The organism is Kitasatospora papulosa, assembly GCF_000717245.1.
Taxonomy (GTDB): domain Bacteria; phylum Actinomycetota; class Actinomycetes; order Streptomycetales; family Streptomycetaceae; genus Streptomyces; species Streptomyces papulosus.
Genome location: NZ_JNYQ01000017.1, coordinates 29808 through 51792 on the forward strand (window position 1 = coordinate 29808; position 21985 = coordinate 51792).

Consider the following 21985-nt stretch of genomic DNA (forward strand, 5'->3'; position numbering starts at 1 on the left):
TGTTGACACGAGGAGGGGCTTGATCAAGGACGCAGATCTTCGGTGCGGTAGAGCTGTCTGCGCACATGAACGGGTGAGGCTGGGGTGGGGTGGCCGGGGCGAGGCTCGCCGGCGTGTCCGAGGCGCGGATCCTCTGTACGGTGCCCATATGCCCACCACCATGCGCGGGGTGGGGCAGCGTATCGCCACCATCCGTCGAGCACGCCGGATGACGCAGGCCGGCCTCGCCCGCGCCGCCTATGTCTCCCTCGCCACCATCAAGGGCATCGAGCGCGGTGCCCGCTCACCGTCCGACCACATGCTCGACTCGATCGCCGCGGCGCCCGCCATCGACCCGATTCACCTCATCGTCGGCAGCACCCGCACCGACAGCCGCGTACACGCCGCCGTGCCCGCAATCTCCGCAGCGATCGCCGCGTATGACATCCCCACCGACGACACCGCCCGCCCCCTCGACGAGCTCGGCGAAGACGTCGGCCAACTCGCGCAATGGCGCCTCGCCGCGCAGTACGCCCACATCGCCGAGCAGGCACCGCACCTCCTCACCGAGACGCTCACCGCGTTTCACCACAACACCGGCACCAACCGGCTACGCGCCGTGCGCCTGCTCGCCACCACGACCCGCTCCGCGGACGCCGTGGCGTTCAAGTTCGGTGCACATAACCTCTCGGCCCGCCTGGTCGAGCTGATGCGGTGGGCCGCGGACAGAACAGAGGACCCCATCACGCAGGCGACCGCCGCGTACGTGCGCAGCGAAGTGTTCTTCGCCGCCCGAGCTCACACCGCCGGCCTGCGCGCCCTCGAACAGGCCCTCGACTCCTGCCCGTCCCCGGTCGGCCCCGCCTCGACGGCCGCTCGCGGTGCTCTGCACATGCGTGCCGCCGTCGTCGCCGGCCGGTACGGGAACACGGACCGGGTTGCCCTTCACCTCGCACAGGCACGGCGCCCCGGCGACTCGGTCCGAGAAGGGGCGTACGACGGCACGCAGTTCGGCCCCGACTCCGTACGCGCCCACGAGGTGTCGGTCGCCGTGAGCCTCGGGCGGGACCACCTGCAGCGGCCCTCGACGTCGCCGACGAGTGGACGCCGCCCAACTCCCTGCCCCAGGAACGGCAGTCAGGTTTTTGGATCGAGCTGGCGCGGGCGCAGGTATGGGCAGGGCGCCCCGACGACGCATTCGAGTCACTGAAGGTCGCGCGGTTCATCGCGCCGCAGCACACCCGCGAGCACCCATGGGCCCGCGAATCAGCTGCGACAATCCGCCGGCTGAAGCGCACCGACGCCCAGTCGCTCACGTCATTCGCGGAATGGATCGGCGCCGTCTGACCTGAGGGAATACACGCTGTATCCCTTGCCGCAGCCCATGCTCAGTTTGTCCAAATCGACAAGCCAGATCGGAGACAGGGAAATGCGAAAGCGCTGCGCCGACGCGTTACGGCGCAGCGACGACCCGGTGAGCATCGCACGCCTGCACGGCCGGGCATGCTGACACTGCGGCGCCGTCGCGCGAGGGCTCCGGCCCATCAGGCGTGTACAGCGAAAGACCGGCACCTGCGTGTGCACAGTCGTATCCTGCGGCTGCCCTGCCCTCGCAACGGTAGGAAGTGCGGCACCATGCCCATGACCACCCGCCCCTTGCCACCCCTCCACACGCTCACCGAGGCACAGCGCCGCGGCGCCGACTGCGTCGACTGTGCCACCCCCTACGCAACCAAGCGGCCACCGACCTCGGGGCACGACGTCGCACCGAAGACGGCCAGACGATCACCATTCACCCCCGCCGCTGCGCCGCCGCGTGCCGAGCGGGAGGCGCCCAGTGATCACCCTGTCGAAACTCACCGACGCCCCCGCACCCGACGACGCATACCTCATCCACATCGGACACCTCCGCACCTGCGCACGCTGCACAGCCGGCAAGGACTGCCCCGCAGGGCAGACACTGCGGCGCGCCGTGGCCGCGGCCCGATTCACTCAGCGGGGGTCCCGATGATGAGCGAGACCGCCCCGGCACCGGTTCCCGCCCCGACACCCGGACTGATCGCCCAACTGCAGACCCGTACGGCACTGGACCACACCGCGCAGGGCCGGGCCTACGCGTCGCTGCTCATCACGTACCCTGCGCCGCAGTTCGAGGGCGTCGACCAGGCCGCGGTCGGGCGCCTCATGCACGGTGTGGCCCCCACGCTCGTCGCGGTCCCGGCCGTGCTGCCCGAGGCGGGTCCGTGTGGCACCGGCCGGGCGGCGCGGCGAACGCGCGAAGAGCCACCTGGGCACGTGCCCCAGGCACCTTCCGGAACCGGAATTGGGCCTGGCCGCCCGGCCCAGCCGTCGCGCGGCCAGGCGGCCGTGCCTCAGACCTCCGCCGCGCCACCCGTCCCTTCTGGGCGCTCCCCGCCCCCACGGATGCGTCACCCGGGCAGGACTCAAGTGGCTCACTGTCACGAAACGAACACATGGACAGGTCACGTATCTGGAATGGTTCCGGGCCCTACGGACGCACGTGCCGGCGAGGCCCGGTGACGGCGCCCGTCGCGCGGTTCCCGGCGCGATCAGGTACCCAGGAATGGTGGACAAGGACGCGACCGACCCGTTTGTGCATGTCCGGGGCGCCAGTGAGAACAACCTTCGGAACATCGACGTCGACGTTCCGCGGGACGCGATGGTCGCCTTCACCGGTGTTTCCGGCTCCGGCAAGTCCTCGCTCGCGTTCGGCACGCTCTACGCTGAGGCCCAGCGGCGCTACTTCGAGTCCGTAGCCCCTTACGCACGCAGGCTGTTGCAACAGGTCGGTGCACCGCACGTGCAGGAAGTCACCGGACTGCCACCGGCGGTGGCCCTGCAGCAGCGACGCGGGGCGCCCAGTTCCCGCTCGACGGTCGGCACCATCACCACGCTATCCAATCTGCTGCGCATGCTGTATTCCCGCGCCGGAACCTATCCGCCCCAGGCCGCACGGCTGGAGGCCGAGTCGTTCTCACCCAACACCGCGGCCGGCGCCTGCCCGCACTGCCATGGACTGGGTGTCGTGCACGACGTCGCCGAGGAGCTGCTCGTCCCGGACCCCTCGCTGAGCATCCGCGAGGGGGCGATCGCCGCCTGGCCGGGTGCCTGGCAGGGCGCCAACCTGCGCAGCGTCGTGAGTGGCCTGGGGGTCGACATCGACCGGCCGTGGCGCAGGCTCAGGAAGAAGGACCGGGACTGGCTGCTGTACACGGACGAGCAGCCCTCCGTGTTCATCGAGCCGGAGGAGGACCGCGTCGACTACGGCTACCAGGGCAAGTTCTGGAGCGCCCGTAAGCACGTCATGCACGTCCTTGCCGACTCCAAGAGCGAGAAGATGCGCGAACGGGCGCTCCGGTTCGTCAGGAGTGTGCCCTGCCCGGAGTGCCATGGCAGCGGATTGCGGCCCGAGGCGCTCGCCGTGACCTTCGCCGGGCGTTCCATCGCCGAGATCAACGCGATGCCGCTCACCGAGGTCGGGGCGCTGCTACGGCCCGTCGCGGGGCGGTCCGAGGCCGACGCCACCACGTCGACCGCGCGATCCGGTGAGACGACCGAGGTCGCGGTCCGGATCTGCGGCGATCTGGTCGCGCGGGTCGATGTACTGCTCGACCTGGGTCTCGGATATCTCAGTCTCGGGCGCCGCTCGACGACCCTGTCGCCGGGCGAGGCGCAGCGTCTGCGGATCGCCACGCAGTTGCGCTCGGGGCTGTTCGGCGTCGTCTACGTCCTCGACGAACCCTCCGCGGGCCTGCATCCGGCTGACGCGGAACCGCTTCTGGACGTGCTGGAGCGCCTCAAGGCGGCGGGCAACTCGCTGTTCGTCGTGGAGCACGACATGGACGTGGTGCGGCGGGCGGACTGGGTGGTCGACATCGGCCCTGGCGCGGGCGAGGGCGGCGGGCGCGTGCTCTACAGCGGCCCGGTCGGCGGTCTGGAGCGGGTGGGCGAGTCGGCTACGAGCCAGTACCTGTTCGGGCGCGCCGAGCCGGTCGATCACCGGCCGCGCACTCCGCACGGTTGGCTGCACCTGAGCGGGGTCTCCCGCCACAATCTCCACGACGTGTCCGTCGACATACCGCTCTGCGTGCTGACGGCGGTGACGGGCGTGTCCGGTTCAGGAAAGTCGACGCTGGTGACGCAGGTGCTCGCGGAGGTCGTCCGCGGCCACCTCGGACTCGTACCCGAGGAGCCTGACGAGGCGCAGTTGGAGGTCGACGTCCAGGACGCGTCGGGGGTCGAGTCGTTCGACCGGATGGTCCGGGTCGACCAACGGCCCATCGGCCGAACCCCTCGGTCCAACTTGGCCACGTACACGGGGATGTTCGATGCGGTGCGCAAGCTGTACGCGGCGACGGACGAGGCCAGGGCGCGCGGCTACTCCGCCGGGCGGTTCTCCTTCAACGTGGCCGAAGGGCGGTGCGACACCTGCCAGGGCGAAGGATTCGTCGCGGTGGAACTGCTCTTCCTGCCTGGTACCTACGCACCGTGCCCGACCTGCCAGGGCGCCCGGTACAACGCCGCAACGCTGGAAGTGACCTACCGCGGCAAGAACATCGCGGAAGTGCTGGGGCTGTCCGTCGACGCCGCCGCCACGTTCCTGTCCGCCGTACCGGCCGCCTCCCGCAGTCTGGAGACGTTGCGTGAGGTGGGACTGGGGTACCTGCGTCTGGGGCAGCCCGCGACGGAGCTCAGCGGCGGTGAGGCGCAGCGCATCAAATTGGCCACCGAACTGCAGCGAGCCCGCCGAGGCCACGCGCTCTACCTGCTCGACGAGCCGACGGCGGGGCTGCACCCCTCGGACGTCGCACTGCTGCTGCGACAGTTGCATCGCCTCGTCGACGCCGGCAACACGGTCGTCCTCGTCGAGCACGATCTGGACACCATCGTCATCGCCGACTGGGTCATCGACCTCGGGCCGGGCGGCGGCGAGGCGGGCGGGCGGTTGGTCGCGGCGGGGCCACCGGCCAAGGTGGCGAGAGCCCGTCGGAGCGCCACCGCTCCCTACCTCGCGGCCCGGCTCGCGGGCTCCTGACGACGGCGTGAGCGGCTGAGCACCGGTCACAGGGAGCAGGCCCCTACGGGGAGAACGAGCTGTCAGGCCCGGCCGCCTGCATCGGCCGGCGGAGCCGGCGTGTCATCGCAGCGCCGACGCCAATGCAGGCGTCGTCGCAGGGCACTGCGGTGGTGGCTCTCCTCGCGGCGGCCCCGGTCGCCCCGACCGAGACTGCGAGGCGCATGGCGCGGGCCCTTCCTGCTCGGCGCGCCGACGAGTCTGGCCAGGCACTGCGTTGCCGTTCGCCGCACCGCCGAAGCAGCGTGTGCCCAGACAGGTCCCCTGCGGCTGCTTGACCAGACCGCCCCTGAGGCTGCGTTTCCGACGCCGCCCGGCCACGCGCCCAGGCGAAGTGGCGGCCTCGCTCGTCATGGTCGGATGCGGCGGCGGAAGAGCCAGGGAATGACGAGGGGTACACGGCATTCCCGCACATCCGCCGGCCCAGAGGTGGGATGGTTCTGGTGGGCCGGCACGCACTCTGCAGCACTGACCGGCCCGAATATCGCTCCCATTCTGGTTACGCATGGTGGGGCACAGGCGTTCAAAGCTCGTCGAGTGCCCTTCGTGCGCCTGTACCCGCATGGCAGCGCATTGCCGGGCCCTCACCAGTCGGTAATCCGGTGAGGGCCCGGCAGAGTGGGGGCAGGAGACGACGTCAGTCGGTGAGAGCGTCCTTGATCTTTTCCTTCGCCTCGCGGGCGTCACCCTTGGCCTGGTCGGCCCGGCCCTCAGCGGTGAGGCGCTCGTTGCCGACGGTGCGGCCGGCAGCCTCCTTGACCTTGCCCTTGCCCTGCTCGGTCTTTGCCTGAGTCTTTTCGTCGGCAGCCATGTCACTCACACCTTGCGTCACTCGACATCGGGAACACCCACCGCCTGGCCGTCTTTGCTTCGTTCAAACAGGTCACTCACCACCCATTTCGTCATACGAACTACAAAAACGCGAGGGGCGTGGAACGCGGGGGCGACTGACCGGCACTGCTTCCCATTCTCTTGTTCTTCTCCTCGCCCTGATCCACTTCGGCGCCGGTTTCGCACTCAAGGCCTTGTGGTGGATCGCTGTCATCGTTCTCGTCGTATGGTTGCTCGGGCTTGGCGATCCGTCCGAGCGGCCACGGTGGCAAGGGCGGCCGCTGGTACCGCTGGTACCGCTGGTAAAGAACACGATCCGACCGCGTGGTGGGGAGCGGCAGAACGACGCCGGTCCACCCCATCACGCGTTTCGTCAGACGCACCCCCTACGCGGTCGGCCGATGCCTGCGCCCCGCTTGCGTACCTCGCATGTGGTGGGCATGGCGGCAGAGGGCAGGGGTAAGCGGTGAGCTGCGAGCGACGAAAGGCTCGCGAGCGACGGCGAGTAGGAGACTCCGGTGTTGATGGCCCACCCCGCGGTGCTGCGGAACCTTGTCGAGCAGTACGACACCCTGCGCATTCTCCAGGCCGAAAACGGTGACGCGGACGTGCAGCAACGGATGGACGACATCGCCTACACGCTCTGCGTATCAACCGGCACCCGCGACATCGACGCCGCCTTGGTCGCCGCGCGCCATCAGCTGCCCGGCGCACGCCCCCAGGACGACTCCGTCCTCACCGCCTGAGCCCTGTATCGAGGTACCACGGCCGGCCAACCATAGCCGTGCCTTGCCGGCGGGTACGCTGCGCGATGGTCGACTGCATGGCAGATGACGGTGGCGCCCGCCCCGGATCCTCCGGGGCGGGCGCCACCTGCGTTTCTTCGGCAATTCCCTCGTGAGCGTGGGGCGAGCAGAAGGTCTTCATACGTGTGGTGGCGCAGGAGTGCGGCGGCACGGTCGGTGTCTCCGGAGTCGACGAGGTCGCGTGAGGCTGCCGCGGATGCTTCTCCGCTCCACACTCGTCACAGCCCACATGCCGATGTCCTCGTGACCAACACCTCATCAGCTCGCCGGCGAGGTAGCCGGATGCGATGGACCGCAGGACGGCGTAGGCGCACCGCCGGATCGCATTCCGGGGTCGGCACCAGCCTCCAGTGCCGGTGTCGCCTCTGGAGCGGTGCCGACAGGCGACACCCACCAGTCAGTCCACCCGGATGGCCGCAGCCGGCCACTGTGAGACTCACCGCGCCTGGGCGACCGCCCGGACATTGTCGATGTTCCCGCAGTCTGCCTTAAGGTGCTTCTCCCTGTCCCGCAGGAATGCCGCGCCGAGTTCGACACGACGTGCGTCCGGTACGTTCGCCCGCGCACCGTTGAGGATCGTGCGCTCCTCCTCGTCAATGTGGTGGGTGATGGCCGTCGCGAGCTCTTCGAGCTTCTCGTCCCACTCGTCGGAGTTGACCTGCCCCACCTCCATCAGAGCGAGAAGTGCCTCGTTACCCTCGTGGTGCTCCTCTTCGCCGTGCTCGACCTCCTCGTCGTCCACGTTCCGGAACCGCTTCAGCGCCGGGTACACCTCGGCCTCCTCCGCCTCTGCGTGGGCGATCAGGAGCGCGGCGAAGTCGTTCAGGGCCGCCCTCCGGTCGTCCTCGATGCTCCGCATTCGGCGCAGCAGTCCCTCCATGGTGCGGTGGTCCTCAAGAATCACGGCTACCACGTCGCGTGCTTCGGACATCACGAACTCCTTCTCCTCGGCCAATGCCCCGCTGGTACCCCCGAGCGACGACGCCAAGCGAAAAGGCCTCCGCACCTCGCTCGTTCTTCGGCTCGCGTCGCGGTCCTGACCAAGTGGTCGGTGCTCGATGCCTGGCGGTTCACGCCTTGCGGAACCGCCATGTGGCCCCCGGCTGTGTTGTGGTCCAGGTCCCGCGGGATGGAAGCATGCAGCGTCCCGGCCGGTCTCGACGGTCAGGGTGAGGAGGAGGGCAGTGAAGTCACGCGGGCAGCGCGTACGCCAGTGGTGGATGGGGAGAGTGCTGGTTGCCGGGCCTGCGTCCGCCCGCCGTGCTCAGCAGGTGCCACCGACCGGTTTTGCCCCAGTTCGACTGAGGAAGTCGGTGAGTGCACGGACGAGTCGTTCGGGCTGGTCCTCGGGGATCAGGGTGGACGAGTCGGCAATCTCGACCAGCTGGCTCTGTGGGTAGAGCTCTGCCAGCCGGGGGCCGTGTTCACGCGGCATCAGCCGGTCCTCGGTCGCCCAGACGACCAGTACCGGGCGGTCGAAGTCACGCAGTCGCTCACTCCAGGCGAGCAAGGTCTTGCGTCCGGGCGCTCCGGTGGCGAATTTGGCGAAGTCCCTGCGGATGGCCCTGCTGCGGGTGGCGGGAGCGAACCAGTCGTCCATGATCTCGTCGGGGATGCCTCGCAGGCTCATCCCGCCGTATCCGCCCCGACTGTGACGGAAGGCGGGAAGGCGCATGAGCCGCGTCAAGAGCCAGACGCCGCCGGGAATCCTGCATACCTGCGCCATGGCCTTGGCCGGCCCTGGGGGAAAATTGTCGAAGGCCTCGCAGGCCACCAGCACCAGGCGCGCGATGTCTTGGTCCTGCCCTTCCGACACCAGGAACTGGCCCCCGCCCCAGTCATTGAGTACGAGGGTCACCTCGCTCAGACCGAGCCCCTCGATGAACTCGCCCAGGAGCCGGGCGACACCGCGCTGGGACAGGTCTGCATCCGAGTTCATCGGCTGACGGTGACCACCCAGAGGCAGCGTGGGCAGGACGCAGCGGTAGCCGTCCAGCAGCGGAACCACCTTGCGCCACTGGGTCTCGTTCATCGGTAGACCGTGGCCGAACACCAGCACAGGCCCCTCACCGCCGGTGTCCTGGTAGTCGATCGGTCCGGACGACAACTCAATTCTCGGCATATCAACTCCTGGTTGATAGATCCTTCTATCTTGGAGGGGAAAGGGAACGTAGACAATGGGACAGACGGACACGCGAGCCAGGATCCCGGGTGCCGCCACAGTGCTGTTCCGCCGACACGGCTACTCAGCCACCGGCCTGAAGCGGATCGCGGTAAAGACACAGCTCCGGGCTCAACCGCATCGAGGCCCAGTTCTCGGCTCTGCGCTATTTCACCCTGGACGGCACGGACCACGCCGGCCACAAGGAGCAGGGCAGCATGATCCGCCGCTACATCATCTGGCGGAACAAGCCCGCCACCGACGAGCGCCTGCGGTGAGTTGTGCGCAGGGCGAATGTCGCCTGACGTGCAAGACCATCATGTGGTTGCAATTCCTGGCTCGTCGTTGACGAAGCCGAGCCGTCGGTTCATGCCGATGGCCGCTGCGTTGTCAGGGTGGTGGAAGGTCCGCAGCCAGTGCATGCCGTGAGAACGCTGGGCGCCTTGCGCTGCCGCTCGTGCGAGGTCATGTCGCACGCACCTGGAACCTGTCCGGCTCCACCCCCATCTGCATGAGTAAGGCCGTGATCGAACTCCGCGAGCAGGACGGCGTCCTCAGCGGCGTCGCCCACGGGTCGGGCGTGGAGGTGCCGCTGAGCGACGTCGCGCTCGACGGCGACCGGCTCACCTGGAAGCAGACCATCACCAAGCCCATGCGGCTCAACCCGGCCTTCGACGTGAAGGTCGACGGCGACACTCTGCACGGCGTCTCCAAGACCGGCCGTCTTCCCTCCTCGAAGGTCGCCGGAGAGCGGCAGCCCGCCTCGCAGCACCAGGGGTCACCTGCCTGCGGCCAGCGCCGCCCACCACCGCTCGGGGCGCCGCGAGCGGCTGGCCACCGGCCGCCCGTACTCCTGGACTTCGCCGAGCGCGGACGGTCGGCGCTGTGCAGTCCTCGGGCGCCCGGCATACCACCGGATCAACCGCGCCTCCGCGACGGCTGGGGTCGGCACCGGCCGTCCAGCGCAGCCCACACATCCTCGTTCCGCTGCACCCCCGCATATCCATGGGCACCCAGGGCCGACGGGGTAAGCCTCACGCTCCACTCATCGGGTAACGCCGTACCGTTCGCCCGCGACCTGGTCGGCGAGGGGCTGCAGTTGGGCGAGTGCGGCATCGTCGAGGGTGAGGTCCAGCGAGGCGATGTTCTGTTCCAGCCAGCGGGTCCGCTTGGTCCCGGGGATAGGTACGATCGGCACACCCAGGCGGTCGGCTTGGGTGTACACCCAGGCCAGCGCGACCTGAGCCGGTGCCGCCCCCGCCTGTTCGGCAACCTGCCGGACGGTGTCGGCGATGGCTTGGTTGGCGTCGGTCTGGATTCGCTCATTGCTGCTGCGGAAGTCGGAGCTGTCCAGGCCCGCCCGGTCGACTGTGCCGGTGAGGAAGCCGCGGCCCAGTGGTGAGTACGGCACCAGTCCCACACCCAGTTCCGCCATCGTCGGGGTGACCGCCTCGACGTCCCGGGTCCACAGGGAGTACTCGCTCTGAACCGCTGTGATCGGGTGGACGGCGTGGGCGCGGCGCAGTAGGTCGCCATCGACCTCGGAGAGCCCGAGGTGGCGGATCTTACCCTCCTTCACGAGGTCGGCCATGGCTCCCACGGTCTCCTCGATCTCGGCGTTCTGCGGCGGACGGTGCAGGTAGTAGAGGTCGATCACCTCGACCCCGAGGCGCAGCAGTGACGCCTCGCACGAGCGCTTGACGTAGCGGGCGTCTCCGCGCAGGGTGCGGGCGTCGTCGCCGGCACTGCGGTCGATGCCGAACTTCGTGCCGATCTGAACCTGTTCGCGGCGGTCGTGGATGGCCCGGCCGAGCAGTACCTCGTTGTGGCCGGCCCCGTACTGGTCGGCGGTGTCCAGGAAGGTAACGCCCAGATCGACAGCTCGGTGGACAGTCTTGATGGAGGTGTCCCAGTCGGTCGGGCCGTAGTACTCGCTCATGCCCATGCAGCCCAGGCCCTGGGCAGACACGTCGAGGGCTCCCAGCATGGTCCTCTTCACAGCGGATGCACGTCCTCTCGTTCGGGTTGTCATGTCAAGCCCCTTCGGGCGTCCCGGCAGCCTGCCGAGCAGAACACTGGGGCCGGTGCCGAGATCGGCGGCCAGCGTGCCGAGCGGGTTCAGCGCCTCCTCGGCCGCTGTGTCCGACTCCGTCCGGAAGACGACCAGGTGCTGAGCAGGTGCGCTGTTCACGCCGGGCCACTGCGCGGTTCAGGACCCGAGGCGCATGATGTAGTGGGCGTGGTGGAGGACGTCGTCCTTCCACTCTCCGTAAGCCCAGAAGCCGAGGTCGTCCAGGTAGTCGATTCGGTCGCCGTCGATCCAGAACCGGCCCTGGTAGGCGTGCGGGCGCCCGCCGCGTGTCTCGTCGTAGCGGCCGTCGGCCTGGAGTTCCTGGTGCAGAAAGTCCGTCTCGTCGATCCAGACGCCGACCCGCGGGTGACCGGTCAGACCGGGAGAGGCGGGGATGCCCGGCTTCGGAGCGGTGGGCCGGTCGGGGGCGTCGTCGCCGTTCCACAGGACGGGCTTGCCGTCCGCGATGAGCGCGCGGACCTGATCCGGGTGGGAGAAGAGAGTGCTCACAGCCGTCGGTGCATCCGGGGCGAACTCGTCGGGCACCACCAGGAAATCGGTCTTGTTGCCCGGGGTGAGGGTGGCGATGTAGTCCGAGCGGCGGCTGCGTCCTCCAGCCAGGGCTGCGGCGTCCAGCACAGCGGGAACGATGGTCAAGCCGGTGCAGTCCACGACGATGGCGTTGTCGTCCTCCGCCGCGGTGATGAGGCCGGGGCCGACCCCAACGATCAAGGGGCCGAGGAACAGCAGATCGGCGCCGGTCATGGTCCCGAGCATCGGGTCCATGGTGACGATCCGGGCGTGGGTGAAGAGCACGATCCGCTCGTGGCCCTGCGTGAGGATCTCGTTCAGGGCGTCGGAGTTCCAGGCAGCGGCGCGCGTGTCCGTGGTCATGATTCGTCTCCTCGAGAGTTGGTCGATCAAGGTGCTGGAAGTGCGGCCGCCGTTTCCCGCCTGCCACGTCAGTCGGGGTGACTGCGGCCGACGAGGGGAGCGGGTGACCGTTCCAGGGGTGCTTGCTTGACCACCACTTTCCGAGAGCTGCGGAGGAAGTACCAGGCTGCCGACTGCCTGGGTGTCGGGCACCCACCCTCCGGCCGCTGAGATCAGCCCGCAGGCCTGTTCGTGATCGAGGTCCGGACACTTCGGGAAGTTGGCTTCCTCCGTGATCGGAATGACACGATCGTCGAGTCGATCCGCGTCGACGAACAGGGGCACGACGTGCCGGCGCTCCTGGACGAGGACTTCGCCGGCGCCTGGCTCCGCAGCAACATCGGCAACTACGTCCACGCCGTCGGGACGTGCCGCATGGGCCCCGCCGACAACCCCCTGCCGGTCGTGGACACCCACTGCAGGGCGCACGGCCACACCCGGCTGCGGGTGATCGATGCGTCGATCATGCCGGACGTCCCCACGGCGAAGACCCACACACCCACCGTGATGAGGGCGCCGAACCGCTCGCCGAGGCCGCGAACGGCGCTGTCGAGCCGCCCGCCCGGCTGAAAAGCCGGCGCGGACCTCGGCCTGAACACCCCGGAGCGCCGTCCCGCTCGGGGACGGGGGGGGCAACGATCCCTGGGGTCGTCATGGACGGGTTCGGGCAGTGTGAGGGCGATGTGCGCCGGGCGCTCGGTGGCCGGTGGTGAGGCGGCGAGGGCGCGAAGTCGGGCGTTGCGCCTCTCAAGGGCCTCGGCAGTGGTGGGGAACAGCGCCGCGTGGCCGTCCGTGACCTGTTTCTGGTTCAGTTCGACGAGACCGCGCAGGTCCCTTTCGCAGGCGGCGAAGGCCGCTGTGTGGTCGCGGTGCGCGGCCAGCGAGGCGGCGAGCGCGTAGGCGCCGACGAGGGCGAGGCTGGAACCCTGACCGGTCAGGAACGACGGGGCGTATGCGGCGTCGCCGGTGGGGAGCAGGGCGACGCAGAGCACGAACGCCACGCCTCACGGCAGCAGCAGCACCCACCGGCTTGAAGCGCCCGCGAGCAGCGCGCGCGGGCGTTTCTCCTCCTCAGGCGTCATGGGCATCACCTTATGCGTGTCGCGTGCGCAGCCGTTCACGCCGCCGGTGCGGGCGCGAGACGTGCCCGCACCGGCGGCATAGTGCGCGGCATCGCCGTGCCCCACAGCTCGGTGGCGTCGAGCCACGAGGCGGCGTCGACCGTGAGGCCCTTCTCGCCGCCACGGTTGCGGTTCCTGGTAAAGCGGTCGGGTGAGGCGAGTTCGTTGCGCGCGGCTTCGAGGCTGGTCTGGCGGCCTTGGGCTTCGCCGAGTCAGCCATTGACGCGTGCCTCCTCGATGCGGTCACCGAGGTTGCGGATGATCTCTTCCAGGCGTCGGGGGTTGGGTTCGGGTGTGGTGTTGGGTGGCGTGGAGAGAGCCGAGGAGGCTGAGGGCTCGGGCGCTGGGGCTGGCTGGTTCGGCGTGATAGATGATGAGTTGCTGGCCAGGGGCGTCGCGGACGTCGAAGGCCTGGTAGGTGAGGTTGAGGGGGCCGGTTTCGGGGTGGTTCAGGTTCTTGGCGTCCCGGCTTTTGCCTCGGACGTGGTGGGCCTTCCACAGGCGGCCGAATTCTGTGCTGTGCCTGGTGAGTTCGGTGACGAGGCGGTGTAGTCGGGGGCTGTCGGGGTCGAGGCCGGCGCTTTCGTGGAGGTTGGCGACGGCGGCCTGGGCGGCGCGTTCCCAGTCTGTGTAGAAGTGACGCCCTGCGGGGTCGAGGAAGATCATGCGGGCCAGGTTGTCGGCCGGGTCGAACGGGGTGAAGAGCGCGTCGGCCAGGGTGTTGGTGGCGAGGATGTCCAGGGTGCGGCCCAGGACGAATGCTGGGGTGTGGGGGTAGCCGTCCATCAGCTGGCGCAGCGCCGGGCTCACCGCGGCTGCCGTGTGGAGGGTGCGTGGCGTTCCGGGTGAGCTGCCGGCGAGGCGGAATAGGTGGGTGCGTGCATCGCCGTCCAGGCGCAGGGCGCGGGCGAGGGCGTCCAGGACCTGGGGCGAGGGGTTGCGTTCGCGGCCCTGTTCCAGGCGGGTGTAGTAGTCGGCGTTGACCCCGGCGAGGACCGCGACTTCCTCGCGGCGCAGTCCGGTGACCCTGCGTGTGCCGTGGCTGACCATGTCGACGTCCTGCGGTGTGAGGCCGGCCCGGCGGGCGCGCAGGAAGGCTCCCAGGTGGTTCCTGTCCATGCCTACAGGCTAAGCAGCCGTGCGGTGCGCTGCCTGGGTGTGGCGCACCCAGGCAGCAGCCGTCCTGGTCCATGCCCGCTGCCCCGCACGGATGCGGTGGCGCAGTCAGCCGACCGCGGAAGCGTCCATGTGCGGGAAGGACGTCGTCATGACGCAGACCGGCAAGGTCCTTCTGGTGACCGGCGCGAGCAGCGGGATCGGTGAGCGACGGCCCTGCGCCTGGCCGCCGACGGCCACCGGGTGTGCCTGGGGGCGCGCCTCACCGACCGGCTGGAGAAGCTGGCCGGTACGGGCGGATCGCGAAGACCGAGCATCTGCTGTGGGGGGTTGACCCGGTCGACGACGCCTACCGGCGGCAGATGAACCGGCAGCTCACGTGCAGGAGTCCCGCCACACGCTCGCCCGCGACGTGTGCCACGGCAAGCGCGGCAGCATCCACCAGGCGTACCGGGAAGAGATGGAGGACCAGCTCGGCGCGCTCGGCCTGGTCCTCATCGCCATCGTGCTCCGGACGACGAAGTACCTCGACGCCGCCGCGCCCAACTCCGCGCAGAGGGCCACGAACTGCGGGACGAGGACATCGCCCACCTGTCCCCGCTCAAGCACCGCAACCTGAACCTGCTCGGCCGCTACAGCTTCACCGCCAGAGTCCCGGCCGCCGGCGCGCAGCGCGCCCCGGACACGCTCGAGCTGGACGAGGACGACGACGGGAGCTGTCAGGAGTGATGGGCAGGACCTGGTCGGCGGCACGCGGCACGCGGCCCCCGGCTCAAGGTGCCTGCGGCGCGCCGTGTCGCAGGCCGTCGAAGAGGAGGGCGGTGATCTGCCTGGCCTCTACCAGCCAGCCCGCCGTGGCGCGCATTCCGCAGATGCCGCCCAGGGCACGCAACAGAGTGGGCCCTGTGACGTCGTCGCGTACGGTGCCGGCCGCACTTCCGGCTTCGAGCAGCAGAGAGAGGGCGCCGGCCATCCGCGTACGGGCGTCGTCGAAGACCGGTGAGTCCGTTGCCATGATGCTTTCCAGCACCCCGGACATCCCCTTGCCCACCGCCGCGTGGTCCACGAGCAGCAGCAGGAAGCGCCGCAGCGCCTCCTCCGGCGCATGTTGGTCCAGCAGGACGCCGGGCTCGGTGCACAGGTCGTCGACCTCTTTGCGGTAGACCTCCTCGATCAGCGCGTCGCGGGTTTCGAAGTGGCGGTAGAGCGTTCCGACGGCGACGCCGGCGCTGCGGGCGATGTCCTCGACGTGCGCGTCGGCGTCGCCGCCGAGGAACGCCTGGCGGGCCGCGGACAGCAGTGCCTCGCGGTTGCGTCGCGCGTCGGCACGCAGCGGGCGTGATGACGACAAGAAAACCTCCATAAGGTGAGTCCGGTTCCGTTTACGTGTACCTTTCCGGAGTCAGGTTCATCTTACGGAGGAGAATCCCCATGCCCATCACGGACAACAGCCTCGAGGGCCTTCGCGTCCTGGTCACCGGCGGCAGCCGGGGCCTGGGAGCGGCGACCGTGCGCCGCTTCGTCGCCGCGGGCGCGACCGTGCTGACGGCCTCCCGCAGCCGGCCCGACAAGGACAGCGGTGCCACATTCCTCGCAGCTGACCTCTCCACGCAGCAGGGAGTGGCCGAACTCGGCCGCCGCGTCGTCGAGCAGGTGGGCGGTGTGGACGTGCTCGTGAACAACGCGGGCGCGGCGAGCGCCCCGGCGCCGACCCTGAGCCGGTCGGACGAATCCTGGCAGGCGGACCTGGAGATGAACCTCCTCAGCGCCGTGCGCCTGGACCGGGCCCTGGTGCCGGGAATGGTTGAGCGGGGCTCCGGCGTCGTCGTGCACGTCTCCTCGATCGCCAGCCAACTGCCCCAGCGCACCGAAGCGTCCTACGCCGCCGCCAAGGCCGCGCTCAACACCTACAGCCGCGAACTGGCCACCGAGGTCGGTGAGCATGGCGTGCGCGTGGTCTGTGTCCTCCCCGGCTTCGTCGCCACCGAAGGCGCCACCGCCCATCTGAAGCACATGGCCGAGAAGCAAGGCATCACCACCGAGGAGGTCACCCGGCAGATCGTGGACCACCTGAACGTTCCCATGGGCCGTCCAGGAGATCCCGAGGATGTCGCCGAGATGATCGCCTTCCTCGCTTCCAGCCGCGCGAAATGGCTCACCGGAGCACAGTTCCGCGTCGACGGCGGCATCATCCCGACCGTCTGAGCAACCCCCGACAATACGAACAGGACACCCCCATGCCCATCACCCTGGCCTCCGTGATCATCGACGCCGCCGACATCGAGAAGGAAAGCTCCTTCTGGCACCGGCTGCTCGGCGGTTCTGTCACTCCCACGCCGACCCACCACTTCGTCCAGGCTCCTGGCCTCCCGGTGATCGTGGTCCAGTCCGCCCCCGGACACACCGCCCCGAACTGGCCGCACGGCACCTCCCAGCAGATGCACCTCGACTTCGGCGTCGACGACCTCGCAACCGCCGACCGCACGGCCACCGACGCCGGCGCCACCCGACTGCCCCCCACCGACGAGATCACCCCGGAAACCCGCACCGGCAACCGCATCTACGCCAGCCCGGCCGGACACCCGTTCTGCCTACGCCTGGCCTGAGCCAGGCCGCCGAGCACCGAGCCGCACCTGTCGTCAATCGAAGACCGGCTCGAAGAAGGGCAGCACATCAACGCCGCATACCGTCGCGCCGCCGAGTCATCCGCTCCGCTGGCCTCGGCCTGAGACGACGAAGACCTGTACCTGCCCAAGTTGCTTCGTGACTGGCGCCCGCGCCTACTGTCCGGGACGCTTCGGCGTCCCGGACAAGGTCGTCTTCATGATGGCTCCGACGTCGCCCGGAGTGTCATGCCGAGGCTGCGGCGGCCTCTCCGTGCGGGGTGCGCGTGCGCGGGTCGGGCACCGTCATGCTAGCCGGCCTGGCACTGGGAGGGCAGGGGCCGTTTACGCGGCCGGGTTGAGTTCGGCTTGGCCGAACAGCAGGGCCCAGCCCGTGGGGAGCTGGTGGTGGATACGGGTGATGAGGTCGGGGCCGGCATGGGCGGTGACAGCGGCGAAGACGGACCCGGTGTCCCAGCGGGTAGTGGCCAGGGAGGCGCCGGAGCGGGCGGCGAGGTCCTTGACGAACGCCCAGCCGGTCAGCGGCTGGGCGTCGGGAATCTGTGCGGTCAGGACGCGTGCGGCCTCCAGGGGCAGGCAGGCGGCCAGGTCGACGCGTTCGTCGCCGGTCAGCTGGCGTCCCAGCCCCGAGAGGATCAGGCGGACGGCTTCCTCAGCTCGCTCGCGGGTGGGGTAGGCGCCTTCGTAGCGGACCTTCTCCAGCATCTGCTCGTACGTTGACGAGTACGGCTGGTGGTGCTCAAGCGGTACGCGCACGTCGGTGATCACTGCGGTGCATGCCTTTCGTCAAGCCAGGGTGGGATGGTGCCGGTGTGCGGCACCGGTGGTCAGATGGGTTGGGGGCGGCCGAAGAGGAGGTCGTAGCCGACCGGGAGCTGGAGCAGGATCTGTCTCAGGAGGTCCTCGCCCGCGGTGTCGGCGACCGTGGACAGCACGGCACTGACGTCCCAGGTCGCGGTCTGCTCGGTAGCGCCCTCGATCCAGGCGGCAGTCGCCCTCAGGAACCGCTCCGGGGGCAGCGGTTCGGCGCTCTGGAGCGGGTTGAGCAGGATCAGGGCGAAGCCCTCCGGCAGGCGTGCCGCGAGCTGGGCGCGGACTTCGCCGACAAGGTGCGCGCCGAGCAGGGCGAGGACCACGCGGGCCGCGCGCTCGGCTTCGTCGACAGTGCCGTACTCACCGCGTTCCTTCACGTGGTCGAGGAACGCTTCGCGTCGCAGAGTCATCTCGGCGCCGCCCTTCTGGTTCTTCGGATGCCTGTAGGGGTGCGGAGGGCGGGGTGAGGGGGAGAGCAGGTGTCCCGTCCTCCGCACCTTCTCCGGCCGGTGTCAGCCGGAGATCTCCTTGTGGCCGGTTCCGACGCCGATGGAGATCTTGCGGGGCTTGGCGCGCTCGGCGATAGGGATGCGCAAGGTGAGCACGCCCGCGTCGTAGTCGGCCTTGATGTGCTCGGTGTCGAGGGTGTCGGCGAGCACGATCTGGCGGGAGAAGACGCCCAGCGGCCGTTCGGACAGTTCCATCTGCGCGTCGTCGGCCTTCGCCACCGGCCGGCGCTCTGCCCTGACGGTGAGCATGTTCCGTTCGACGTCGATATCGATCGCGTCCGCGGTGACACCGGGGACGTCGAAGGCCACCACGTACTCGTCGCCCTCGCGGTAGGCGTCCATCGGCATCGCCGACGGCTTCGACCATGTACCCGGGCCCACCAGCTGCTGCGCCAGCCGGTCCAGCTCACGGAAGGGGTCAGTGCGCATCAACATCGTGAAACACCTCCAGCGGGTTGTAGGCAGTTGCTGCCAATGCGCTGCACTGACACCGTTGTAACATGTCATCCAATGGATGACAAACATGATGTCGTCGACATGGTGACAGCTTAGGGAGGTGTCCGTGACCCCGGCCGACCAGCCGTCCACGATCGGCACCGGCGCCCACAGCCCGGCGTCGTTCCTCGCCGCCGCGGCGGCCCTCAACGCCAGAGACGACGCCCTACGCGAAGCCCAGCAGGAGGCGCCGAACCCTTCCGCTGCCGGGCCGGGCCCGGAGCAGGCCCGCTACCTGGGCAGTCTCGCGGTGCGCTCCGGGCAGGCGGCGCCGACATAGCGCATGGCCTGCATATCGGGCGACCGCCTGAGCACGACCTGCGCCGGATCATGGACGCGGTGTTGCACGTGGACCGCACCGGGATCCCCTGGCGCTATCTCCCCCACGACTTCGCGCCGTGGGAAACCGTCGACGGATCGCCGCCTGGCAGAAGGACGGCGTGTTCAACCAGCTCAACGGCCTGCTGCGCCGACTTGTCCGGGAGGCCGCAGGCCGGGACGCCGAACCGAGCGCATGGGCCCTGGACGCCCAGAGCATCAAGAGGTCCGCCAACGTCCCGACCACCGGCCAGGGCATCGACGCGGGCAAGAAGATCGCGGGCCGCAAGCGCCATATCGGCGTCGACACCCTCGGCCTCCTCCTCGCGGTCTGCGTCACCGCGGCCAGCATCTCCGACAATGCCTGCGGGATCCACCTGCTCTCGCGCATCGCCAAGGCCCACCCCAGAATCACCAAGGCATGGGCCGACAGCGGCTATCGAACCAAAGCCATCGACCACGGCGCCACCCTCGACGTCGAAGTCACCCACCGCGACCCTGGCCAGAAGGGCTTCAAGGTAATCCCCCGGCGCTGGGTCGTCGAGCGGACATTCGGCTGGCTCATGAATCACCGCCGCCTCCCCCGCGACTACGAAACCCACCCGCACCGCTCCCAAGCGATGATCCGCCTCGCGATGATCGACCTGATGAGCCGCGGGCTCACACGAGAGTCGACCCCGAACTTGAAAGACTCAAAGCCGCCGAGCCACACTGACCCGCGCGTCCTCGCCCCTCAACGCCTGCGGCCAGCGGCCATCGATGACACCCGCCATATCCTGGCAGGCGCCACAGGCGTTCCCCCGCTCCGGCAGCCACCAGTAATCCGACGGTGACATGCCGGCCACCTGGATTCCGCACAGTGTCCTGTCGAAGATGCCGAAAGCATGGGAGACGTCGGCGGTGAGGCCATCCGCGACGGCCCGCTCCCAACGCATGTCAGCGTGCAAGTACGGCAGCCGCGGGACCTCGAACCAGTGAGCCTTTTCAACCTGGTCCGGCAGGGTGGCAGTTGGGCTGAGGACGGTGTCCGGACGTGAAGAAGCTCCTGTTAGACGAGTTCACGACCAAGATCACGGCTCCAACAGGAGCTTCTGCGTGCTTGTTACCCGTCCGGCATCGGTGTGTCCACCTCGCCCCTGCACTTCCTGCCGCCCGCCTGCGGGCCCGCCGCAAGGAACGTGAAACACGGTGACGCCGCCTGCACACGGGCCGCCAAGCCCTGCTTGTCCTCGCGCATCTGCGCTCCGGCCATACCTACGCCCAGCTCGCCGCCGGTTTCGCGTCGGCATCACCACCGCTTACCGGCATTACGCCGCGCCCTCCGGATTGCGGGGGTTCGTCGGACGCGTCGACCGCTTGTGCTAGCCATCGTTTGACGACAGCAATGCAACAATGCCGCCCGTCAGCCTTGGCGGCAGGGAGGACGGGCGGGCCGCGCGGCAGCGCCAGTTTCAGGCGGAGTCGTGAGCGTGCTCCGGGGCGTTCGCGGAACTCTCGCAACTGGTCATTTGCGCGAGCGAGATCAATCAACGGCCGCCAGCCCCTCACCGAACCCGAGTCCGGTCGCAGAGCCCGTTCTCACCCGAAAGTGGGGCTGATCTCCTTTCGATTGGTGCCCGGTTCGTGGGCGTCGTTCTGCGGTTCGCCGAACCATTGGGACAGCGCGGCTCGCAGGCCGCTGACGTCGTTCGGTTCGGTTCCGGTCCAGGCTATGTGGCAGTCGGGGCGTAGCAGGAGACCTGTCGCGCTCGTGCCGTCGGCGTTGCCGCTCATGATGTCGACCCGGTCGTGCCAGGGCTGCGCGGCCTCGGCGAAGTCGCCGCTCAGGTCCAGCAGCAAAGGGCGGCCGGTGGTGGTCACGTCGGCCAGTCGGCGGGTGCCTGCGTCGGTGTGGATCACGAGGTCGGGTGCGAATCCCTCGGTGGTGCCGGCGAGCAGATGGGCGATGTGTTCCGTTCCGCCCGGTGTGGCGAGCAGGTCACCGAAGACGGTCCGCAGCGCTCCGACTTCCGGTCCGGGGCGCATCAGCGCCGACTGGGACAGGGTCGAGGCCACGACGTGTTCTGCGACCGGCCGGCGTTCCTCGTCGTAGGTGTCGAGCAGACCTTCGGGGGCCCACCCGTGCACGGTGGCGGCCAGCTTCCAGCCGAGGTTGAACGCGTCCTGCAGACCGAGGTTGAGCCCGGGGCCGCCGATCGCGGAGTGCACGTGGGCCGCGTCGCCCAGGAGCAGAACCCGCCCATCCCGGTAGCGTTCTGCCAGCCGAGTGTTTCCGCCGAGCAGCCGTCGAAGAAGGTGGGGCCCCTCTCCCTTGGGCGGAGCGAGCGGGACGGGTACGCCCAGCACGCGTTCGGCGCTCGCCATCATCTCCTCGAAGGTCATCGGGGTGGTGTACTCGTCCGGGCTGCCGGTTTCGGTGGTGTTGAGGACAGGCACTCGGCCGGGCAGCAGACCCCACGCGATCGTGCCGTACTCCGTGCGCACGTAGAGCAGGGGCGGCAGGGTGCCGTAGCCGGGGACGTGCAGGCTGCCGTCGGGGCCCAGGTGCTCGTCCGCCACGGACACGTGCGCGGAGCGGGTGATGAAGTCGTCGGTGGTCACGCCGGGGAAGTCGATGCCGGACAGGCGCCGCACCATGCTGTGGCCGCCGTCGGCCCCTACCAGGTAGCGGGTGGTGAACGTCTCTCCGTCGGCCAGGGTGATCCGGACGAAGTCGTCCTCCTGCTGCACATCTGTCACCTCCTGGCCCCTGCGGAGATCGACGCCTAGTTCCACGGCGCGTTCGGCGAGAACCTTCTCGATGTGCTCCTGGGGCGCCGGGAGGAGGCATACGGGGTTGCTGTCGCCGAGCCCCGTGAGATCCAGCGTGAATGCGCCGAACATGTATCGGGGTGCGGGGCGGGGCGGCTCCTCGGACTCACTGATGCGAGCGTAGAGGCCGCGCCGGTCGAGCATGCGCACCACCTGACCGACCAAGCCATTGGCGCGGGCCTCGGTCTTCGGGCCGGCCAGACGCTCCAGCACGACCGGGCGCACCCCGGCCAGTGCCAGCTCGCAGGCGAGCGTCAACCCGTTCGGGCCGCCACCGACGATTACGACATCAAGCATGACAA

General features: G+C 69.2%; 16 protein-coding genes and 9 pseudogenes. 13 read left to right on the plus strand and 12 right to left on the minus strand.

The features are described from left to right. Positions 1 to 148: 148 nt before the first annotated feature. A pseudogene (locus tag IA22_RS34335) lies at positions 149 to 1326 on the plus strand (helix-turn-helix domain-containing protein). Between the two features lie 1240 nt (positions 1327 to 2566). Beyond that, positions 2567 to 5035 carry an excinuclease ABC subunit UvrA gene (uvrA, locus tag IA22_RS0130095; protein ID WP_033250014.1) on the plus strand — a complete coding sequence of 823 codons (2469 nt, stop codon included), beginning with the start codon at positions 2567 to 2569 and terminating at the stop codon, positions 5033 to 5035. A gap of 676 nt (positions 5036 to 5711) precedes the next feature. Here the strand turns inward: uvrA and IA22_RS35495 are convergent. Further along, positions 5712 to 5885 carry a CsbD family protein gene (locus tag IA22_RS35495; RefSeq protein WP_078468422.1) on the minus strand — a complete coding sequence of 58 codons (174 nt, stop codon included), beginning with the start codon at positions 5883 to 5885 and terminating at the stop codon, positions 5712 to 5714. Between the two features lie 136 nt (positions 5886 to 6021). Between IA22_RS35495 and IA22_RS37730 the strand changes: the two are divergent. Both IA22_RS37730 and IA22_RS0130110 read left to right on the plus strand, forming a co-directional pair. Then, a pseudogene (locus IA22_RS37730) lies at positions 6022 to 6211 on the plus strand (hydrophobic protein). 212 nt (positions 6212 to 6423) lie between these two features. After that, positions 6424 to 6651, plus strand: a complete 228-nt coding sequence (locus tag IA22_RS0130110) for a DUF5133 domain-containing protein (protein WP_030125404.1) — start codon at positions 6424 to 6426, stop codon at positions 6649 to 6651. Positions 6652 to 7147: 496 nt separating this feature from the next. On the opposite strand, the gene IA22_RS0130115 is transcribed toward IA22_RS0130110, so the two are convergent. Beyond that, a complete protein-coding gene (locus IA22_RS0130115) occupies positions 7148 to 7642 on the minus strand; it encodes a hemerythrin domain-containing protein (RefSeq protein WP_030125405.1) in 495 nt (164 codons plus the stop codon). A 333-nt stretch (positions 7643 to 7975) separates the two neighbouring features. After that, complete coding sequence (locus IA22_RS0130120; RefSeq protein ID WP_030125406.1) at positions 7976 to 8833, minus strand: alpha/beta fold hydrolase; 858 nt, start codon at positions 8831 to 8833, stop codon at positions 7976 to 7978. A 158-nt stretch (positions 8834 to 8991) separates the two neighbouring features. On the opposite strand from IA22_RS0130120, the pseudogene IA22_RS38130 reads away from it, so the two are divergent. After that, positions 8992 to 9150 (plus strand): annotated as a pseudogene (locus tag IA22_RS38130) (transposase); the annotation flags it as partial. Positions 9151 to 9383: 233 nt separating this feature from the next. Further along, a pseudogene (locus IA22_RS37735) lies at positions 9384 to 9638 on the plus strand (hypothetical protein); the annotation flags it as partial. Positions 9639 to 9917: 279 nt separating this feature from the next. Here the strand turns inward: IA22_RS37735 and IA22_RS0130130 are convergent. Together IA22_RS0130130 and IA22_RS0130135 are read right to left on the minus strand one after the other, a co-directional pair. Continuing rightward, positions 9918 to 10904, minus strand: a complete 987-nt coding sequence (locus IA22_RS0130130; protein ID WP_081889902.1) for an aldo/keto reductase — start codon at positions 10902 to 10904, stop codon at positions 9918 to 9920. Between the two features lie 177 nt (positions 10905 to 11081). Further along, positions 11082 to 11837 carry an Atu4866 domain-containing protein gene (locus IA22_RS0130135; RefSeq protein ID WP_014158360.1) on the minus strand — a complete coding sequence of 252 codons (756 nt, stop codon included), beginning with the start codon at positions 11835 to 11837 and terminating at the stop codon, positions 11082 to 11084. Between the two features lie 327 nt (positions 11838 to 12164). Between IA22_RS0130135 and IA22_RS38330 the strand changes: the two genes are divergently transcribed. Further along, positions 12165 to 12446 carry a GMC oxidoreductase gene (locus tag IA22_RS38330; protein WP_209443747.1) on the plus strand — a complete coding sequence of 94 codons (282 nt, stop codon included), beginning with the start codon at positions 12165 to 12167 and terminating at the stop codon, positions 12444 to 12446. A gap of 92 nt (positions 12447 to 12538) precedes the next feature. Here the strand turns inward: IA22_RS38330 and IA22_RS35520 are convergent. Together IA22_RS35520 and IA22_RS0130145 are read right to left on the minus strand one after the other, a co-directional pair. Beyond that, a pseudogene (locus IA22_RS35520) lies at positions 12539 to 12841 on the minus strand (FAD-dependent oxidoreductase); the annotation flags it as partial. Between the two features lie 399 nt (positions 12842 to 13240). Further along, positions 13241 to 14116 (minus strand): helix-turn-helix transcriptional regulator, encoded by an 876-nt coding sequence (locus IA22_RS0130145; RefSeq protein ID WP_030125410.1) that lies wholly within the window; start codon positions 14114 to 14116, stop codon positions 13241 to 13243. A gap of 278 nt (positions 14117 to 14394) precedes the next feature. Here IA22_RS0130145 and IA22_RS37345 point away from each other — a divergent pair. Continuing rightward, positions 14395 to 14842 (plus strand): annotated as a pseudogene (locus IA22_RS37345) (Tn3 family transposase); the annotation flags it as partial. Between the two features lie 43 nt (positions 14843 to 14885). Here IA22_RS37345 and IA22_RS0130155 read toward each other — a convergent pair. Next, the gene (locus IA22_RS0130155; protein WP_037659839.1) at positions 14886 to 15464 is read right to left on the minus strand and encodes a TetR/AcrR family transcriptional regulator; all 579 of its coding nucleotides are present in this window, start codon (positions 15462 to 15464) and stop codon (positions 14886 to 14888) included. Between the two features lie 80 nt (positions 15465 to 15544). On the opposite strand from IA22_RS0130155, the gene IA22_RS0130160 reads away from it, so the two are divergent. Both IA22_RS0130160 and IA22_RS0130165 read left to right on the plus strand, forming a co-directional pair. Continuing rightward, a complete protein-coding gene (locus IA22_RS0130160) occupies positions 15545 to 16318 on the plus strand; it encodes an SDR family oxidoreductase (protein WP_030125412.1) in 774 nt (257 codons plus the stop codon). A gap of 32 nt (positions 16319 to 16350) precedes the next feature. Next, positions 16351 to 16719 (plus strand): VOC family protein, encoded by a 369-nt coding sequence (locus IA22_RS0130165; RefSeq protein WP_030125413.1) that lies wholly within the window; start codon positions 16351 to 16353, stop codon positions 16717 to 16719. Between the two features lie 342 nt (positions 16720 to 17061). Here IA22_RS0130165 and IA22_RS0130170 read toward each other — a convergent pair whose 3' ends face one another. The 3 genes from IA22_RS0130170 to IA22_RS0130180 all read right to left on the minus strand — a co-directional run bounded on the left by IA22_RS0130170 (position 17062) and on the right by IA22_RS0130180 (position 18494). Continuing rightward, positions 17062 to 17505, minus strand: a complete 444-nt coding sequence (locus IA22_RS0130170; RefSeq protein ID WP_030125414.1) for a DUF2267 domain-containing protein — start codon at positions 17503 to 17505, stop codon at positions 17062 to 17064. 59 nt (positions 17506 to 17564) lie between these two features. Beyond that, positions 17565 to 17960 carry a DUF2267 domain-containing protein gene (locus IA22_RS0130175; RefSeq protein ID WP_014158353.1) on the minus strand — a complete coding sequence of 132 codons (396 nt, stop codon included), beginning with the start codon at positions 17958 to 17960 and terminating at the stop codon, positions 17565 to 17567. Positions 17961 to 18062: 102 nt separating this feature from the next. Then, a complete protein-coding gene (locus tag IA22_RS0130180) occupies positions 18063 to 18494 on the minus strand; it encodes an Hsp20/alpha crystallin family protein (protein WP_030125415.1) in 432 nt (143 codons plus the stop codon). A 127-nt stretch (positions 18495 to 18621) separates the two neighbouring features. On the opposite strand from IA22_RS0130180, the pseudogene IA22_RS0130185 reads away from it, so the two are divergent. From IA22_RS0130185 to IA22_RS35535, 3 pseudogenes are all read left to right on the plus strand, one after another. Then, a pseudogene (locus IA22_RS0130185) lies at positions 18622 to 18783 on the plus strand (type III effector protein); the annotation flags it as partial. Positions 18784 to 18839: 56 nt separating this feature from the next. Then, a pseudogene (locus IA22_RS34345) lies at positions 18840 to 19567 on the plus strand (IS5 family transposase); the annotation flags it as partial. A 396-nt stretch (positions 19568 to 19963) separates the two neighbouring features. Next, positions 19964 to 20186: pseudogene (locus IA22_RS35535) on the plus strand (transposase family protein); the annotation flags it as partial. Positions 20187 to 20450: 264 nt separating this feature from the next. Here the strand turns inward: IA22_RS35535 and IA22_RS0130200 are convergent. Further along, positions 20451 to 21980, minus strand: coding sequence for an FAD-dependent oxidoreductase (locus IA22_RS0130200; RefSeq protein WP_030125417.1), 1530 nt, complete (start codon positions 21978 to 21980; stop codon positions 20451 to 20453). Positions 21981 to 21985 lie beyond the last annotated feature (5 nt).

What these genes read in the sequence shown, in the direction of transcription:
- IA22_RS35495 (WP_078468422.1), bottom strand. Translation starts at nt 5,885, where the DNA reads ATGGCTGCCGACGAAAAGACTCAGGCAAAGACCGAGCAGGGCAAGGGC.
- IA22_RS0130115 (WP_030125405.1), bottom strand. Translation starts at nt 7,642, where the DNA reads ATGTCCGAAGCACGCGACGTGGTAGCCGTGATTCTTGAGGACCACCGC.
- IA22_RS0130120 (WP_030125406.1), bottom strand. Translation starts at nt 8,833, where the DNA reads ATGCCGAGAATTGAGTTGTCGTCCGGACCGATCGACTACCAGGACACC.
- IA22_RS0130130 (WP_081889902.1), bottom strand. Translation starts at nt 10,904, where the DNA reads ATGACAACCCGAACGAGAGGACGTGCATCCGCTGTGAAGAGGACCATG.
- IA22_RS0130135 (WP_014158360.1), bottom strand. Translation starts at nt 11,837, where the DNA reads ATGACCACGGACACGCGCGCCGCTGCCTGGAACTCCGACGCCCTGAAC.
- IA22_RS0130145 (WP_030125410.1), bottom strand. Translation starts at nt 14,116, where the DNA reads ATGGACAGGAACCACCTGGGAGCCTTCCTGCGCGCCCGCCGGGCCGGC.
- IA22_RS0130160 (WP_030125412.1), top strand. Translation starts at nt 15,545, where the DNA reads ATGCCCATCACGGACAACAGCCTCGAGGGCCTTCGCGTCCTGGTCACC.
- IA22_RS0130165 (WP_030125413.1), top strand. Translation starts at nt 16,351, where the DNA reads ATGCCCATCACCCTGGCCTCCGTGATCATCGACGCCGCCGACATCGAG.
- IA22_RS0130175 (WP_014158353.1), bottom strand. Translation starts at nt 17,960, where the DNA reads ATGACTCTGCGACGCGAAGCGTTCCTCGACCACGTGAAGGAACGCGGT.
- IA22_RS0130180 (WP_030125415.1), bottom strand. Translation starts at nt 18,494, where the DNA reads ATGTTGATGCGCACTGACCCCTTCCGTGAGCTGGACCGGCTGGCGCAG.
- IA22_RS0130200 (WP_030125417.1), bottom strand. Translation starts at nt 21,980, where the DNA reads ATGCTTGATGTCGTAATCGTCGGTGGCGGCCCGAACGGGTTGACGCTC.